We start from the raw sequence: 17512 nt of genomic DNA on the forward strand, positions 1-17512 counted from the left end.
TTTAAAAAAACACAAATTTCAAATGACATAATTCATTTGAAATTTGTGTCTAATTACTTTATATTATTGTTGCAAAAATTGCAATTCGATGTTTAATCGAACCTCTTCACTTACTAAAACACCGCCTGTTTCAAGAGCCGAATTCCAGTTTAATCCCCAATCTTTTCTGTTGATTTTTCCTTCTAATGCAAGAGCCATTTTAGTATTTCCCCATGGATCTTTCATTAATCCTCCATAATCTGCCGCTAGTTTCACTGATTTTGTAACACCATGTAATGTTAAATCTCCCACTAATACGTATTCACCTTCATTGATTTTAGTAACAGAAGTAGCGCTAAATTTAATTTCTGGAAACTGAGGAGCATCAAAAAAATCAGCACTCAATAAATGAGTATCTCTATCTGCATTTCCTGTTGTTATAGAATCAATTGCTCCTGTAAATTCAATTTTTGAGTTTTCTAAATTGCTGTCTTCTGCTTCAATTGTTGCATCAAATTTTGAAAACTTACCTGAAACATTTGTAAACATCATGTGTTTAACTTTAAAACCAATTTCGGAGTGTGTTGGGTCAATTACCCATTTTGTTGTTGACATAATATTATTTTATTTAAATTATTATTATTTATTTCTATTATCTAGTAGATTACAATTGCATCGGAACTTCCATCAATAGGATCTCTGCATTAGCTGATTTAGCGGTAATTTTTATTGTATTTGTATCCCAAATCCCTAATCCGTCACGTTCATTTAAAGCGATGTTTCCTATTGTAAAATCTCCTTTTAAAACAAAAGCATAAATTCCATTTCCTGGCTTTTTTAATTCATACGAAGTAGAAAAATCCTTGTCAAACTTCCCAATATGAAACCAAGCATCTTGATGAATCCAAACCCCTTCGTCTTCTGGATTAGGCGATAAAATTTGCTGTAATTTATTGTGACGATCATTTAAATCTAAAGTGATTTGGTCATAACGAGGCGTTACATTTTTTTTATTTGGATAAATCCAAATCTGTAAAAATTTAACCAACTGATCTTTATTTTTATTGTACTCGCTGTGAAAAATTCCAGTACCGGCGCTCATCGCCTGGATATCACCTTCCTTGATTACGGTAGTATTTCCCATACTGTCTTGGTGTTCTAAATCACCTTCGAGAGGAATAGAAATAATTTCCATATTATCGTGCGGATGTTTTCCAAAACCCATTCCCTGGCTGACTCTATCATCATTTAGAACGCGCAACACACCAAAATTCATACATTCTGGATTTTGATAATTGGCAAAACTAAACGTATGATAGGATTCTAACCAACCATGATTAGCATGACCGCGAGTATTTGCTTTATGCAAAACTGAATTAGTAATTACACCGTCTATTATTTTATCTGTATTTTCCATAGTCCTGTTCTTTAATAGTATGATGCAAAGTTGCGTCAAAAAAAAAGCACATGCATTGAACTAGGACAAGAAATGAAAAAAACGAGAATTTAAAGTTTAGCAATTTTAGTTCTTATTTTACTAAGAAACTCAGCTGAAATTCCCAAATAAGAAGCAATATAATGCTGGGCAACTCGCTGTGAAAGTGTGGGATAATGTTCGAGAAACTCTAAATATTTCTCGGTTGCCGTTTTAGAAATAGTATTAAATAAACGGTCTTGTGTAACCGCAAGACTCCTTTGCATCAAGATACGGAAAGCGCGTTCAAACTTTGGTGCTTTGGCAAATAATTCCTCTTTTGTTTCTGGACTAAAAAGGAAGAATTCACAATCTTCCAAAGTTTCAATGTACACTCTACTAGGATTATCCTCGTAAATACTAAAAGATATATCACTCACCCAAGCATTTTCAATCGCAAATTGTAGAATAACTTCAAAACCATTAGCATCAATATAATATTTTCGGACACAGCCTTTAATAACAAATGCTTCAAAACTGCACATCTCACCCTCCTGAAGCATAATCGTTTTCTTAAGAACCGTTTTGTATTCCAACAGAGAATTGAAAATTTCTAATTCATTTACGTCAAAAGTGACATACCGACTTATATTTTTATTGATTTGTGAATACAATATTTTAAATTTTAGAAACTAAAGATAGAAAAACATCAAGAAATAACTCCCATTAAATATAGTAATTTAGCAATATTTCTTAAAAAAAGAAAAACTGCTCCCGATTAAATTCCTATTTTTGTCCCGATAAAAACATAACAAAAAATTTATGCTCATTATAGGAATTGCAGGTGGTACAGGAAGCGGAAAAACAACCGTTGTACATCAGATTATGAATGAATTACCACAAACAGAAGTTGGTATAATTTCTCAAGACTCATATTACAAAGAAAACCACGGACTTTCATTTGACGAAAGGGCATTAATTAATTTTGATCATCCGCGTGCTATTGATTTCCCGTTATTAGTAGCTCATCTCAAGGAATTAAAAGAAGGAAATAACATTCATCAACCTGTTTATTCGTTTGTAACTCACAACAGAACTGACGATACAGTTTTTACACATCCTCGAAAAGTGATGATTGTAGAAGGAATTTTAATTTTGGCAAATCCAGAATTAAGAGAATTATTTGATGTAAAAATATACGTTCACGCCGATTCTGACGAACGATTAATCCGACGGATGAAACGTGATATTGTAGAACGCGGACGAGATATGAATGAAGTGATCAATAGATATCAAACTACATTAAAACCGATGCACGAGCAATTCATCGAACCAACTAAAGCATTTGCTGACATAATTATACCAAACGACAAATACAACACCGTAGCCATTGATGTGGTTCGTGCAGTAATAAATCAAAGAATTCTATAATTTAGTTGTAATTTTAATGGAATAATTATTAGGAGCTATTTCCCGACTCGTCTTAAAGACGAGGTTGCAATCTTTTAGTACGTGAATCTTCCTTCGTCATCATCACCTACTAAAAGGATTTCCACTTTAATCGGGGCTAAAAAAAATAAAATGAAAAATCCGTACAAAGAGAAACCTTGGTTTAAATTTTTAAGCAACAAATATGTCTGGGTTTTGTTATTTTTTTGTACATGGATGATTTTTCTGGACAATTATTCCTATTTCGATCACCGCATTCTAGACCAACAAATTGAAGATCTAGAGGATAATGCCACTTATTATAAAGAAGAAATAAAGAAAGATCAGGAGAACATTAAGCAATTAAAGAATTCAGAACAAATAGAAAAATACGCCCGCGAAAAATACTATATGAAAAAAGATAGTGAAGATATTTATATCATCGAATTCGAAGGTGACACGATTGAAAAATAAAATAACCTCCTAACAATTTCCAAAGGTAAGGGAGTGTAAAATTTATAGTAATTATTAAAAACATAACACCAAGTTTCGGCTCCCTCTCCTTTGGAGATGGCTGGGGTGAGGAAAATAACAAACAAAATGGCTACAAACCTTTTCGATGATTTCAATCCCATTTCCTCCAAGCAATGGAAACAAAAAATCCAATTTGAACTCAAAGGAGCGGATTATAATGAAACCTTAGTTTGGAATTCTCCGGAAGACATTCAGGTGAAACCTTTTTACCACAAAGATGAATTCACTGAAGCTATTCCTGTTTCCACTAAGGCGACTGAATTTAAAATTTGCCAAAATATATTTGTCTACGATGTTGACAAATCAATAGAAAGAGCACGCGACACCTTGAGTCGTGGTGCTGACAGCCTTCGTTTTTCAATAGAAAACGAATCAATTGATATTACTAATCTTTTGGAGCAATTACCATTAGAAAAAGTTACCGTTTATTTTAATCTTGGATTTATTTCAATCGATTTCGTTAAAAAAATTGATGCTTTCGCAAAAAAAAATAATACTGCTGTTTTTTGCAATCTGGATCCAATTGGGCAATTAGCCAAAGACGGAAACTGGTTTACAACTAAAGAAAAAAGCAATTTTGATACACTAAATTTACTATCGAAAGAAACAAAATCAGTTTCATTAATCAGTATAAATGCTGCTTTGTATCAAAATGCAGGTGCCAATATGGTGCAGCAAATTGCTTATAGTTTAGGACAAGCCAATGAATATTTCAATCGAATTGAAAACATAAACCAACCAATAGTTTTTGAAGTAGCCGTTGGGACAAATTACTTTTTTGAAATTGCAAAACTGCGTGCATTACGATTACTTTTTAATCTAATAGCCAAAGAATACAACCACAATCTAGATTGCAACATTATTGTTTCGCCAACAAAACGAAACAAAACATTGTATGATTATAATGTAAATATGTTGCGAACCACAACCGAATGTATGAGTGCAATTATTGGCGGAGCAGATGCTATTGCAAATTTACCGTACGACGCCTTGTACCATAAAGACAATGAATTTGGCGACCGAATCGCCCGAAATCAATTGTTGATTCTTAAAAACGAAAGTTATTTTGACAAAGTCAATAATCCGGCTGACGGCAGTTATTATATTGAAAATCTCACCAATCAATTAGCCGAGAAAGCGTTGGCATTATTTAAAGATATTGAGGCAAATGGCGGTTTCCTAAAACAACTTAATGACGGAATCATCAAAAGGAAAATTCAGGAAAGTGCTGATACAGCTCAGGAATTATTTGATTCTGGTAAAGAAATTCTATTAGGCACAAACAAACATCCTAATAAACAGGATAAAATGAAACATGATTTAGAATTGTTTCCTTTTGTAAAAGTGAAACCAAGAAAAACCTTGATTACACCAATAATCGAAAAACGTCTGGCAGAGAAAATAGAACAGGAAAGATTAGATCTTGAATAACATCCGGAAATTTCGGTTAATCAAAATTAAAAATTCATCAGCATTCGTGTAATTTGGTACTAAACAAATGAAAAGAAAAGATTTACAACATATAAAATTAGAAAGGACACCGTTGAAAGTAGAGAATAAAAATTCTTTGGCTGATGCATTTCTAACCGCAGAAGGAATCGAACTAAAACCAACTTATTCGAAACAAGATATTGAGCATCTTACTCATCTTGATTTTGGAGCTGGTTTTGCACCCAATTTACGCGGACCTTACGCCACAATGTACGTTCGTCGTCCTTGGACTGTACGTCAATATGCAGGGTTTTCGACCGCTGAAGAAAGCAATGCTTTTTACAGAAGAAATTTGGCTGCAGGTCAAAAAGGACTATCCATTGCTTTTGATTTACCTACACACCGTGGCTATGATTCGGATCACGAACGCGTAGTGGGCGATGTAGGAAAAGCGGGAGTTGCGATTGACACCGTCGAAGATATGAAAGTATTGTTCAACCAAATTCCGCTGGATGAAATGTCCGTTTCCATGACGATGAATGGCGCTGTTTTACCTATTATGGCTTTCTATATTGTCGCCGCCGAAGAACAAGGCGTAAAACCCGAGTTACTTTCCGGTACGATACAAAATGATATCTTGAAAGAGTTCATGGTGCGTAATACGTATATTTATCCGCCAACGCCTTCGATGAAAATCATTGCTGATATTTTCGAATTTACCAGCAAAAAAATGCCAAAATTCAACTCGATTTCAATTTCTGGATACCACATGCAAGAAGCAGGAGCCACTGCTGATATTGAATTAGCATACACGCTGGCCGATGGACTGGAATACATTAGAACTGGATTAGCGACCGGAATGAAAATTGATGAATTCGCTCCAAGGCTGTCTTTTTTCTGGGCGATTGGAATGAACCATTTTATGGAAATAGCAAAAATGCGAGCGGGAAGAATGATATGGGCAAAACTAGTGAAGCAATTTGAACCAAAAGACGATAAATCATTAGCATTGCGAACCCATTGTCAAACTTCTGGTTGGAGCTTAACGGAGCAAGATCCTTTTAATAATGTAGCGCGAACTTGTATTGAAGCAGCCGCAGCCGCTTTTGGAGGAACACAATCTTTACATACCAATGCTTTAGATGAAGCAATTGCTTTACCAACGGATTTCTCGGCTAGAATTGCCAGAAACACGCAACTCTATTTACAAGAAGAAACTAAAATTACCAAAACCGTCGATCCTTGGGCCGGAAGTTATTACGTAGAAAGTTTGACAAATGAAATCGCAGAAAATGCTTGGAAACTTATCGAGGAAGTAGAAGACCTGGGCGGAATGACAAAAGCCATTGAATCTGGAATTCCAAAACTTAGAATCGAGGAAGCGGCAGCCAGAAAACAAGCCAGAATAGACAGCGGTCAAGATATTATCGTGGGAGTAAATCAATATAGATTAGAAAAAGAAGATCCTTTACAGATTCTGGATGTCGATAACCAAATGGTCCGAAAACAACAATTGGAACAATTAGACCGAATCAAAGCTAGCAGAGATTCTGAAAAAGTTCATGATTCCCTGAAAAAATTAATCCTTTGTGCGCAAACTGGCGAAGGAAATTTACTGGAAATAGCTGTTGAAGCAGCCCGAAACCGAACTACATTAGGAGAAATCAGCGATGCGTTAGAAACAGTTTTTGGAAGATACAAAGCACAAATCAAATCCTTTAGCGGTGTGTATAGCAAAGAAATAAAAGACGATAAAAGTTTTGAAAAAGCAAAACAACTAGCAGATGAATTCGCTAAAAAAGAAGGACGTCGCCCACGAATTATGATTGCAAAAATGGGACAAGACGGACATGACCGCGGTGCAAAAGTGGTAGCCACCGGTTACGCTGATGTTGGTTTTGATGTTGATATTGGCCCTCTTTTCCAAACGCCAGCCGAAGCGGCTAAACAAGCGGTTGAAAATGATGTTCATATCCTTGGAGTTTCCTCACTTGCTGCGGGTCATAAAACCTTGGTGCCTCAAGTAATTGAAGAGCTTAAAAAATACGGTCGGGAAGATATTATGGTGGTTGTAGGCGGAGTAATTCCCGCACAAGATTATCAATTTCTATTTGACGCCGGTGCAGTTGCTGTTTTTGGTCCTGGTACAAAAATCAGTGAAGCAGCTATTAAAATATTAGAAATTTTAATGGGAAGTTTCGAGTAAAAATAACTTACAAAATTTATCACATACAAAGCATCAATCGAAAGGTTGGTGCTTTTTTTTATTAAAACACTGAGAGTAAATCATTTAAATCCTATTAAAAAAATATAAAATTCTACCCTTTTATTAACAATTTTTATGGAATACGTTAACAGTCAAGCCTTTAAAAAATAAGTAAATTTACATATACATATGATAATTCATATTTTAAATCATTGATAAACAGATAATTAAATATTTCAAAAAAAAAGGGGAAGAAAAGACAAGCCTTAGTATTTATTAAAGTATTACAAATATTAAAACTCATTAATTAATTTAAAACTAAATATTATGAAATCACTTATTATTGTCATTCTTTTCAGTTTTTCTATAACTGTATTTTCTCAGGAAACAGAAAAAGGAAAAATCAAAATCGAAGAATTGCCAGGAGTAGTTATCAAAAGGGTCGGAACTGATTTTTCAGTTTACATACCAGATAATAATCCGGATCAAAGAGTAAAAATGGTGGAAGAAAAATTCATCGCTTATGATTTAGGAAAAGATGCAGAGGGTTATGAAGAATATCTTGTGGTAATGGAACTGAAAAATGGCTCACTGACCGCTACTTATAATGAAAACGGAAAATTAGTACGCGTGGTAGAAAATTTTAAAAACGTAAGACTTCCCAGTGAAGTTATTTACTCCATTTACAGAACGTATCCTGGCTATTCTATTGTCAATGACAGTTTCTTATACACACAGGAGGACGGAGACGTCATCAAGAAACAGTATAATGTTAAAATCAAAAAGGATAAGGAAGTAGTTAAATTATTAGTACGTCCAAATGGAGAAATTCTTAAAGCAAAATAATCCATTTATAATTAAACGGATAGAGGCTGTCAAATTCATGACAGCCTCTTTTTTATTTAGCAGTAAAAGTGATTAAATATTTTTCACTTTTGCATTAATATCTGCAACAATGAAAGAAGTATCATAACCTCCAAACATTTTCATATAAGAACGTATCGAACTCCCGTAGGCATCTCTAAAATTACGTTTCCCTTTGTGTTTAAAATATTTTTTAACAGATCCTGCGCCTCCTAAATGTGCTGCCGCTAAAATACCTGATTCTGTGATTTGAATACCGTTTAATATAGTACCCTCGTATTTTTCAATTTCTTTTTTTAACTCCCATTTATTTTTTGCTAAAAGCGCTAAAAAAGCTTTTTCTTGAAGTTCAGGACTATTCAAAAAAGCGGAGCGATTGTAAATACCAACTGATTTTAATGTTTCTATACCAAACTGGTATTTACCCATATAACCTAAAGAATTGATTTTTTTATATTTATTTTCAGATTCTCTGTAGCCAATGGCTTCTTTGAAACCAATAAAGAAGTTTCCAGTATAAGGGATGTTTAAATTGGTGTATTCTTCTTGTTGTTGCGATGGATATAAGTAGTGTGTACCATCTTCTTCACTGATGAGAAACCATGGGTTGGTTTCCAAATTAAAAGGTCTAAAACCTGAGCTCAAAAAAACTGTAATTACAGTTAAACTTGCATAAAAATACCATTTCTTAATCATAAATTGTTTTTCTTCAAACGCTGTCCCGTTATGAAATTTCTACGCACAAAGATACAACAAAAATAATTATACTGATAATCAGGTAGTTAAACTTTTCTAAAAATAGATGAAGTGGTATTTTATTTCGTTAAAATGCACAAATTCGATGGTTGGTGCAGGAATTTTAACGGTATTAAAAACAGAAAAAACGGTCTTTAGAAAATGGGAATTGGTCTTAATTTTTGTTAAATCGACATCCAAACTCAGGTAAAATTGTCTAAATCGTTGTGGATGTGAGGCTAAAAAAGCGGTTGTATCTTCATTTCTCCCAGTAAGCATTCCTTCGGCTCCATAACCTAATGCTAAATTCAGCCATTTTGGTATTTTAGAATCTTTAGCAAAAGAATGTAAATTGACCGAAAGCCAATAGGTTTGTCCGTTATAATCTTTTAAAATTTGCTCCGACAAGGAATTACCTAATACTTCCGGTCGTTCACTTGCATATTTTGTAGTATGAAAAGAGAATTTTGGCGTAATCCGTTGTTCGTGCCACATTAATTCTTGGGAAACGTACAAAGCGGTTCCAGTAGCGTTAGCAATAATGTCGCCGGAGGAAGCGCCCCATTCAGAAGAATATCCGTCTAAAACCTCAACGGCGGTCAGAAATGCAAAACCGAGCCCAGCGCCGTAAAGAAACTGATTCTTTTTAGTAGCACCGCTCCACTGTAGCATTTCGGCACCAAAACGTCCCAAATGATAGGAGGAAAAAACATGTCCCGCTTTATCCATTTGAAGCCAATCAGAATTGTCATTAATAAAATGAAAATCAGATTTAGGATAATCGGCGTACCAAAGATGGTTTAAACCTGCTAAAGTTCCGGTCGCCAAAACAGCCTCCGAAATAACCACTGAATTTTGTCTTTTCCTATTTAAAGAATCGGACGGTTTAAAAAAGCTTTCTGCGGTATTTTGAGAATTTCCAATTTGACATCCAATTAAGCATAAAAAAAGTAAGAGTGTTTTGTATCTCAAAACTATCTTTTTACGCCTTGACTGTTGATCCAATCCGAATATTTTTTGGCGTTTTTATTGTGTTCATCTAAAGAAGCGGCAAACTCATGGTATCCAAAACGTTCCACACTGGCACAGAAATAAATGAAATTATTTTTCTCAGGATCCAAAACAGCTTCTAACGCTGTGATGTCAGGCATTGCGATAGGTCCAGGAGGCAGACCCAAATTCATATACGTATTATAAGGATGTGCCATTGTCAAATCATTATAGAAAACTCTTTTGATTACCTGATTAAAATCATTCGATTTCTTTTTCATCGCAAAAATAACTGTTGGATCCGCTTGCAACGGCATTCCAGCTCTCAAACGATTCAAATATACGCCGGCAATTCTTGGTCTTTCGTCTTTTTTAACGGATTCTTTGTGAACGATTGAAGCCAAAATAGTTGCTTCAATTGGAGTCAGTCCTTGTTTTTGTGCTTTGGCAACTCTTTCTTTATTCCAAAAATTACGATACTCTTTGATCATCTTATCGCGGAATTTTTCAGCGGTAGTGTTCCAATAAATCTCATAAGTATTCGGAATAAACATCACCAAAACGTTTTCTTCATTGAATCCGTTTTCCTGTAGAAAAATAGAATCTTTGAAAGAATTCAATAAGGATAAACTGTCGGCTTCTATTTGCGAACCTACGCGTCCCGCTAAATTTTCTACACGTTCCTGATTATTGAACGCTAACTTTACTGGCGAATTAAGTCGCATGGTTTTTACCAATTCATAACTGTTCATTCCTTTTGTAACTAAAAAACGTCCCGGAATCACATTCTCAGAATACCCTCTTTTGCTGGCAACCATGTCAAATCGATCCATGTTTTCGATGTAAGGCGCCATTATTTTTTTGACATCATCATATTTAGAATCCGTTGGAATATAAACATAGACTTCTTTCTCCGAAAATTTTGTGTTGGAGGAAAAAATTTGACGTAAAATAACCAATCCGTAAATCATTAATAGTGATATTAAAATTACGGAAACTATAGTAATGACCTTCTTAATATTCATGTGTGGTATTTTTTTGTTGGAGTGTTAATATTTATAATCTTCCCTTTATGTTTAAAAGGTGCGGAATTAAAACTGTACTTTTTAAAATTTAGTGTTGATTAATTGAAAAATAGCTTCGTCTTTGTAAATACCGTTCACAAAGGTCCAATCTTTTTTTACGCCTATCATTTCGAATCCAAATTTAGTAAAAAGAGCTATACTAGCTTCATTTTCGGTACCAATATTTGCATATAATTGGTGTAAATTAAGATTATAAAAAGCATATTCTATTAATAATGCCAAAGCCTCTGAACCAATATTCTGTTTTCGATTTTCATTATTTTGGATAACGATGCCCACTCCTGCCCTGTTATTCTTTGGATCAAAATCAAATAAATCGATTAAACCCAAAGCGGGAAAATCTTGATCTTGACAAATAGCCAATCGCAATTGCTTGGCTTCATAGATATCCTGGTGGGCATTTTCTAAATATTGTTTCACTAAAAACCGGCTGTAAGGCGTGTGCGTATTACTTACTTCCCAAATACTCTGATCATTTTCTATAGCATAGACAAACTCCAAATCATTGGGTTCTAATGCACGGATATAGATGTTATCGCCTTTTAATGTTTTCATTTTAAATAATTATGAATTAAAAACCAATTTCTTAAAAATAGCTAGCAGGAAAATTATCATTACGATAGGAATAATTATAAAACGAATGATTGAACGATGTTTATCGTAATAATTCATTTTTGAAAATCCACCTTTTTTGAATTGAGAATAAAAAAGAAAGCTACAAACAAATAATAACAATACTAAAATTGATAGATCCGGCATTTTTTTAATTCCTAATTTGTAATTAAATCTCAATCGTTCCTTTAAATACAAATTCTGCTGGTCCTTTCAGTAAAACATTAGTAAATTTCCCTTCTTTTTTATCAAAAGAAACGGCTAATTTTCCGCCTTCAACATTTAAATCAATAGAAGAGGCAGCTGTTTTTCCTAAAGCGTTCATTGCAATTGCAACTGCTGTAGCGCCTGTCCCGCAAGAAAGCGTTTCATCTTCTACGCCTCTTTCGTACGTTCTTAATGAAAAAGTGGTGTCATCAATCTGTTTGACAAAATTGATGTTACTTCCTGCTTTCACGTATAAATCTCCATATCGAATGGCGGCTCCGTTTTCCTTGACATCATAATTTTCTAAATTGTCTACCAATTGTATATGATGCGGCGAACCTGTATTCATAAACACATGATCTGGACTCACTTTTACCTCTTCAACATCAATCATTTGAAGTGAAACCAATCCGTCGTCGCCAATTGTCGCATGGTGCAAACCATCTGTTGCTATGAAAGTCGCATCGTTCTCGATTACTTGTAGCTTTTTGGCGAAAGCCACTAAACAGCGTCCACCGTTGCCGCACATGGAACTTTGGTTTCCATCAGAGTTGTAATAGACCATTTTGAAATCAGTTTCAGGATCATTTTCCAATAAAATCAGCCCATCACCTCCTATTCCAAATCGTCTGTCGCATAAATGTGCAATGAGTTGTGTATTCTCTTTTGGAAAAAATTCCGAACGATTATCAATCATCACAAAATCATTTCCTGTTCCTTGGTATTTATAAAATTCTAATTGCATTTTAATTTGTATTGAGTCCAACAAAAGTACGAACTATTAATGAAATGTTAATCATTGTTAAAGAGCGTTAAACTACATTTTCCGAATCAATTTTAGTTTTATTTTTATAGGGAAATATCTTAATAAACGAATTTACTTATGAAAAAATTTTCAACACTTTTTTTGGTTTCCTTGTTGAGCGGAGTAGTAACACTAGGTTCATACAAATTATTATTTGACAACGATGGATATTTTTCTAATGATAAAAATTCAGGCGTAACAACGGCATCGGATTCTTACGGAAAAAAAGTAGGATTATCATCAGATATACTTGATTTTACTGAGGCTGCAGAAAAAACTATTCATACGGTTGTGCACGTAAAAAACGTCTCCCGCAGAACCGTTACAAATCCTATTTTAGAATATTTTTATGGGTATAAAGGCGGGCAATCGCAGGAACAAGTAGGTACAGGTTCTGGTGTTATCATTTCTGAGGACGGTTATATTGTGACCAATAATCACGTAATCAAAGACGCATCAGAAATTGAAATTACCTTAAATAACAAAAAATCATATGTGGCAAAACTCATTGGGACCGATTCGAAAATGGATATTGCCTTATTGAAAATTGACGCAAACGAGAAATTACCGTATACCGCTTTTGCCAATTCTGATTCGGTGAAAGTGGGCGAATGGGTTTTGGCTGTCGGTAATCCTTATAATTTAACGTCCACGGTAACTGCTGGAATTGTTTCGGCGAAAGCCAGAGATTTAGATACCAGCGGAATCCAGTCTTTCATACAAACAGATGCTGCGGTGAATCCCGGAAATAGCGGTGGAGCCTTAGTAAACACGCGTGGTGAACTGATAGGAATCAACACGATGATTTCATCTATGACCGGTTCTTATGTTGGGTATTCGTTTGCGGTACCTTCGAATATTGCCCGAAAAATCATTGAAGATTTAATGGAATTTGGGAATGTGCAGCGTGGAATTCTTGGCGTTGAAGGAGGCGAATTGAATAGCATTAGTTCTAAAGAATACGGAATTTCGCAAACGCAAGGATTTTACATTAATAAAGTAACTAAAAATTCTGGTGCCGAGAAATCTGGACTTGAAAAAGGTGATGTCATCATCAAATTAGACGAACAAAATGTGGCAACTTTTGCGGACCTTTCCGGATACATCAATACAAAAAGACCGAATGATAAAGTACAGGTTACCTATATCAGAGATGAAAAAACGAGAGTGGTTCCAGTAGTGTTGAGTAAAAATGAATTTTTCAGTGCAGAATTTAAAGGTATCGAATTAGAAAACATTGAAGCTGCTGACAAGAAAAAATTCAAAATTGATTACGGTGTAAAAATCAAATCCATTAACAGCGAAAACTTGAAACAATATGAAAACGAATTAATAGGAAATATTATCTTGAGTATTGACAATATCAAAGCTACTGATGTGGAAACCGTTTCTAAGCTTTTAAATAAAAAAGAGGAAAATCAAACGGTGCGTATCGAAATGATTAATAAAAATGGAGAAGTACTTCGTGTGATACTTTAAAAAATTTAATTTTTTTAAACTAAGCCATCTTGAAAAAACAAGGTGGCTTTTTTATTTTATAAATAATTCACAAAATGCGCTACGAAATCGATTGAAATGGGTATTTTTGCGCAAATTTTAAAAAATACAATCACTTATTTTTCATTAAATTTTCAACATGGCAACCACAACTTTATACGAGAAGGAAGTTTCATTACAAGCCGACAGGCGACGTGCAGGAGTAAAACTGATTAAAATTATCAGCGATTTATGGTATGATAAATCCATAGAAATGGTCCTATTCCGAAATCAATTAATTGACAGAAATGTCAGTGACATTATCAACCTGCATGAATATGCGGCCGAATTTGTTGGAAAACCTATTTCAGTATTTGATTCAGTTAAAATTGGAAAAGCTATTTTAGAAATGAATTTACCTCCTGCAAAATTGGACATTGGAAAACTTACCTACGAATATGGTTTAGAAGAAGATAAATATCCAGACGCCAAATATTTCGTCATTGATAAATTGAAAAATGCCAAAAATTCAGAGGAAATTCAACCGAAAGATGTCGTACTGTATGGTTTTGGTCGTATTGGTCGATTATTAGCCCGAGAATTAATGTCGAAAACAGGAAAAGGAAGTCAAATGCGTTTGCGCGCTATCGTCACACGTGATAAAAATGATGCTACTTCGCTTGAAAAAAGAGCTTCTTTATTGCGATATGATTCTATTCACGGTGATTTTCAAGGTTCAGTTACTGCTGATACAGAAAATAATGCTTTGATTATTAACGGAACAACCGTTCACGTGATAACGGCAAATGGTCCAGAAGAAATTGATTATACACAGTACGGAATTGATAATGCATTAGTAATTGACAACACGGGCGCTTTCACCACACACGAAGCATTAAGCCGTCATTTAGTTTCGAAAGGTGCTGATAAAGTATTGCTTACTGCTCCCGGAAAAGGTGTTCCAAATATTGTTCACGGTGTAAACCATAACGAATACAATCCTGACGAAATCAATATTTTTTCGGCGGCATCGTGCACTACAAACGCCATTACACCAATATTAAAAGCTGTTGAAGACACTTTAGGAGTTGTCAAAGGACATTTAGAAACCATCCATGCGTATACAAACGACCAGAATCTTGTGGATAATATGCACAAAAAATACCGTCGTGGAAGAGCAGCAGCATTGAATATGGTAATCACCGAAACGGGTGCCGGAAGTGCTGTTGCAAAAGCACTGCCGTCATTGGAAGGAAAATTAACGTCAAATGCGATTCGTGTGCCGGTTCCTAATGGTTCATTGGTCGTTTTGAATCTGGAAGTAGCCAAAAAAACATCCGTTAAAGACATCAATGCCATCATGAAAAAATATGCTTTGGAAGGCGAATTGGTGGAGCAAATCAAATACTCCATGAATAACGAGTTGGTTTCATCGGATATCGTTGGTACATCGCAGCCGGCAATTTATGACAGTAACGCCACAATCGTTTCTGCTGATGGAAAAAATATCGTGTTGTACATTTGGTACGATAACGAATATGGCTACAGTCACCAAGTAATCCGATTAGCAAAATACATTGCCAAAGTAAGACGTTTTACGTATTACTAGCCTGCCGTTTACAGGTTGTGGATTTGAGGTTGTAATTTTTTTATTTTTAGTTTTTAGTCTCCTTAGTTTTAAATTTAAGACAATCGCAACCCAGCCTGAATTCAATAGAAAATCCGTCGCGTTATCAAAACGAGACGGATTTTTTTTGTTATTCTACCGAATTTAGCCGCAGATGACACGGATTTTCACTGATTTTCACTGATTTCCAAAAAAGTCTTATTTGAAAATTTCATTTAACATCCGCAAATTCACAATTCACAATTCACAATTCGTAATTAATAATTAATAACTCATAATTAAAAAAAACTACTCCTTCGCTTTTGTCAAATAATACACTGGAATACCAATCAGCATAATCAAAACGCCCCAGCCACATGTAGATGGTTTTGTATACAATAACGCCATGCAAATTGCCACCGTAATTAAAATATACAGTGCTGGCAGTAACGGATAACCAAAGGCCTTATACGGACGCTCTGCATTTGGCATTTTTTTACGTAAAATAAAAATCCCATAAATGGTCAAAATGTAAAATATCAAAACAATAATCACCACAAAATCAAGCAAATCACCGTATTTCCCTGTCAAACACAAAGCCGAAGCCCAAAGACATTGTGCCCAAATAGACCACGCAGGAACACTTGCTTTATTCAGTTGGGCCGCTTTCTTAAAAAACAAACCATCCTGAGCCATCGTATAATAAACCCTAGCACCAGCCATAATCAAACCATTGTTACACGCAAAAGTCGAAATCATAATCATCACGGCAATAATCAAAGTTCCCACCGATCCAAAAATAGTTTGAGAAGCCACTACCGCCACACGATCAGATTCGGCAGTAGCAATATTAAACAAAGGCACTACTGCCAAGTACATCACATTGGCTAAAATATAAATTACACTTACAATCAAGGTTCCTAAAAACAAACTCAAGCCCACATTGCGTTTTGGGTTTTTAATTTCACCTGCAATAAAGGTCACACCTTCCCAAGCCACGCTCGAAAATTGCGAACCCACAAAGGCCGCCGAAATACCACTAATTAATGCCAAACCACCAATAGGCAACCACTCGCCAGTATCTACATTCAGGCTTTGAGCCGACCAAGCGTTGGCCCAATTCGCATCCCAAACTGCTCCATCCGCAGCAATAAAACCAAAAACAATCAAACCCGCTAGCGAGAGCACTTTGACCACCGTAAGCACCGTTTGTAGAATCTTAGAGTTTTTCACCCCACGACTGTTGATATAACTCAGCAAAATAATGGTGAAAATAGAAACGATCTGAGCCGCATTGAGTTTGAAATCTCCAATCTCATATAAAATATTCTTATCACTCAAAGGCGCGTACAAGTAGGCGGCAAATTTAGCAAAAGCCACACCCACGGCGGCAATAGTACCAGTTTGAATCACGGCAAAAAAGCTCCAGCCGTACAAGAAACCCACCAGTTTCCCGTACGCTTCCTTAATGTACACATATTGACCTCCCGCTTTAGGAAACATCGCGCTCAATTCGCCATAACTCACCGCGGCAATTACCGTTATGGTGCCCGTAAGCACCCACATAGCAATCAACCAACCGGCCGAACCCAACTGCCGAACCATATCCGAACTTACAATAAATATCCCGGAACCAATCATAGAACCCACCACAAGCATGGTTCCGTCAAGTAATCCTAATTCTCTTTTAAAATCGTCTGATTTTTGGTCTTCCATATTTTTTTTTGGTTTTGGGGTTGTGGTTTTAGTTGGCTAAAGATATACTTTTTTTGGAAATTTCATAAAAGGGACGTGAAAAGTGAATCGTGAAAAGTGAAAAGTAAAAAGTAAAAAGTGAAAAGTGAAAAGTGAAAAGTGAGTGGTGAGTGGTGAGTGGTGAAGAGTGTTATTGTTCCTTTGGAAGTGACCCTGAAGCTAGCTTTGTCGTTCCTCCTCGCCACTTTGGGTCGGGCGGTACGCTGTATCTTTATTTTCTTAAAGAAAGAAAATAAAGGATGCCACTTCCCTCCCTCACGCAAACCGAAATAACTGTAACGTTTATTCTTTTCAAGAAAATTGTAAGAAAAATTTAATATATTTGAGAAAATAAAAAACGCAATTCTATAGTGACAATCTACCCGATTAGGGGTGTGTATAGACG

Annotated in this window: 16 protein-coding genes; 7 read left to right on the forward strand and 9 right to left on the reverse strand. The window is 35.3% G+C overall.

Translation table 11 applies throughout. From position 1 onward, the window contains the following. Positions 1-63 precede the first annotated feature (63 nt). From AC0J6S_RS00775 to AC0J6S_RS00785, 3 genes are all read right to left on the reverse strand, one after another. On the reverse strand, positions 64-594 hold the full coding sequence (locus AC0J6S_RS00775; protein ID WP_474955000.1) for a YceI family protein: 531 nt from the start codon (positions 592-594) through the stop codon (positions 64-66). A 49-nt stretch (positions 595-643) separates the two neighbouring features. After that, entirely contained in the window at positions 644-1396 is a 753-nt protein-coding gene (locus AC0J6S_RS00780; protein ID WP_474955001.1) for a pirin family protein, read from the reverse strand. 89 nt (positions 1397-1485) lie between these two features. Continuing rightward, positions 1486-2067, reverse strand: coding sequence for a Crp/Fnr family transcriptional regulator (locus AC0J6S_RS00785; RefSeq protein ID WP_474955002.1), 582 nt, complete (start codon positions 2065-2067; stop codon positions 1486-1488). 148 nt (positions 2068-2215) lie between these two features. On the opposite strand from AC0J6S_RS00785, the gene udk reads away from it, so the two are divergent. From udk to AC0J6S_RS00810, 5 genes are all read left to right on the forward strand, one after another. Then, entirely contained in the window at positions 2216-2824 is a 609-nt protein-coding gene (gene udk, locus AC0J6S_RS00790) for a uridine kinase (RefSeq protein WP_474955003.1), read from the forward strand. Between the two features lie 150 nt (positions 2825-2974). After that, complete coding sequence (locus AC0J6S_RS00795; RefSeq protein ID WP_474955004.1) at positions 2975-3295, forward strand: FtsB family cell division protein; 321 nt, start codon at positions 2975-2977, stop codon at positions 3293-3295. Between the two features lie 126 nt (positions 3296-3421). Next, a complete protein-coding gene (locus tag AC0J6S_RS00800; RefSeq protein ID WP_474955005.1) occupies positions 3422-4786 on the forward strand; it encodes a methylmalonyl-CoA mutase subunit beta in 1365 nt (454 codons plus the stop codon). Between the two features lie 67 nt (positions 4787-4853). Further along, on the forward strand, positions 4854-6992 hold the full coding sequence (gene scpA, locus AC0J6S_RS00805; RefSeq protein ID WP_474955006.1) for a methylmalonyl-CoA mutase: 2139 nt from the start codon (positions 4854-4856) through the stop codon (positions 6990-6992). Positions 6993-7319: 327 nt separating this feature from the next. Continuing rightward, positions 7320-7838, forward strand: coding sequence for a hypothetical protein (locus AC0J6S_RS00810; protein ID WP_474955007.1), 519 nt, complete (start codon positions 7320-7322; stop codon positions 7836-7838). Positions 7839-7910: 72 nt separating this feature from the next. On the opposite strand, the gene AC0J6S_RS00815 is transcribed toward AC0J6S_RS00810, so the two are convergent. The 5 genes from AC0J6S_RS00815 to dapF form a co-directional block, all read right to left on the reverse strand. Continuing rightward, positions 7911-8552: a peptidoglycan-binding protein LysM gene (locus tag AC0J6S_RS00815; RefSeq protein ID WP_474955008.1), complete on the reverse strand. Its 642-nt coding sequence runs from the start codon at positions 8550-8552 to the stop codon at positions 7911-7913. A gap of 96 nt (positions 8553-8648) precedes the next feature. Further along, entirely contained in the window at positions 8649-9563 is a 915-nt protein-coding gene (locus AC0J6S_RS00820) for a DUF2279 domain-containing protein (protein WP_474955009.1), read from the reverse strand. Between the two features lie 2 nt (positions 9564-9565). Then, a complete protein-coding gene (gene mltG, locus AC0J6S_RS00825; RefSeq protein ID WP_474955010.1) occupies positions 9566-10606 on the reverse strand; it encodes an endolytic transglycosylase MltG in 1041 nt (346 codons plus the stop codon). 81 nt (positions 10607-10687) lie between these two features. Further along, positions 10688-11221 (reverse strand): GNAT family N-acetyltransferase, encoded by a 534-nt coding sequence (locus tag AC0J6S_RS00830; RefSeq protein ID WP_474955011.1) that lies wholly within the window; start codon positions 11219-11221, stop codon positions 10688-10690. 226 nt (positions 11222-11447) lie between these two features. Continuing rightward, on the reverse strand, positions 11448-12230 hold the full coding sequence (gene dapF / locus AC0J6S_RS00835) for a diaminopimelate epimerase (protein ID WP_474955012.1): 783 nt from the start codon (positions 12228-12230) through the stop codon (positions 11448-11450). 138 nt (positions 12231-12368) lie between these two features. On the opposite strand from dapF, the gene AC0J6S_RS00840 reads away from it, so the two are divergent. After that, the gene (locus AC0J6S_RS00840; RefSeq protein ID WP_474955013.1) at positions 12369-13769 is read left to right on the forward strand and encodes a S1C family serine protease; all 1401 of its coding nucleotides are present in this window, start codon (positions 12369-12371) and stop codon (positions 13767-13769) included. A gap of 157 nt (positions 13770-13926) precedes the next feature. Further along, on the forward strand, positions 13927-15375 hold the full coding sequence (locus tag AC0J6S_RS00845; RefSeq protein WP_474955014.1) for a glyceraldehyde-3-phosphate dehydrogenase: 1449 nt from the start codon (positions 13927-13929) through the stop codon (positions 15373-15375). A gap of 306 nt (positions 15376-15681) precedes the next feature. On the opposite strand, the gene AC0J6S_RS00850 is transcribed toward AC0J6S_RS00845, so the two are convergent. Next, complete coding sequence (locus tag AC0J6S_RS00850) at positions 15682-17088, reverse strand: APC family permease (protein WP_474955015.1); 1407 nt, start codon at positions 17086-17088, stop codon at positions 15682-15684. Positions 17089-17512 lie beyond the last annotated feature (424 nt).

The organism is Flavobacterium sp. TS_SC_5, assembly GCF_056156265.1.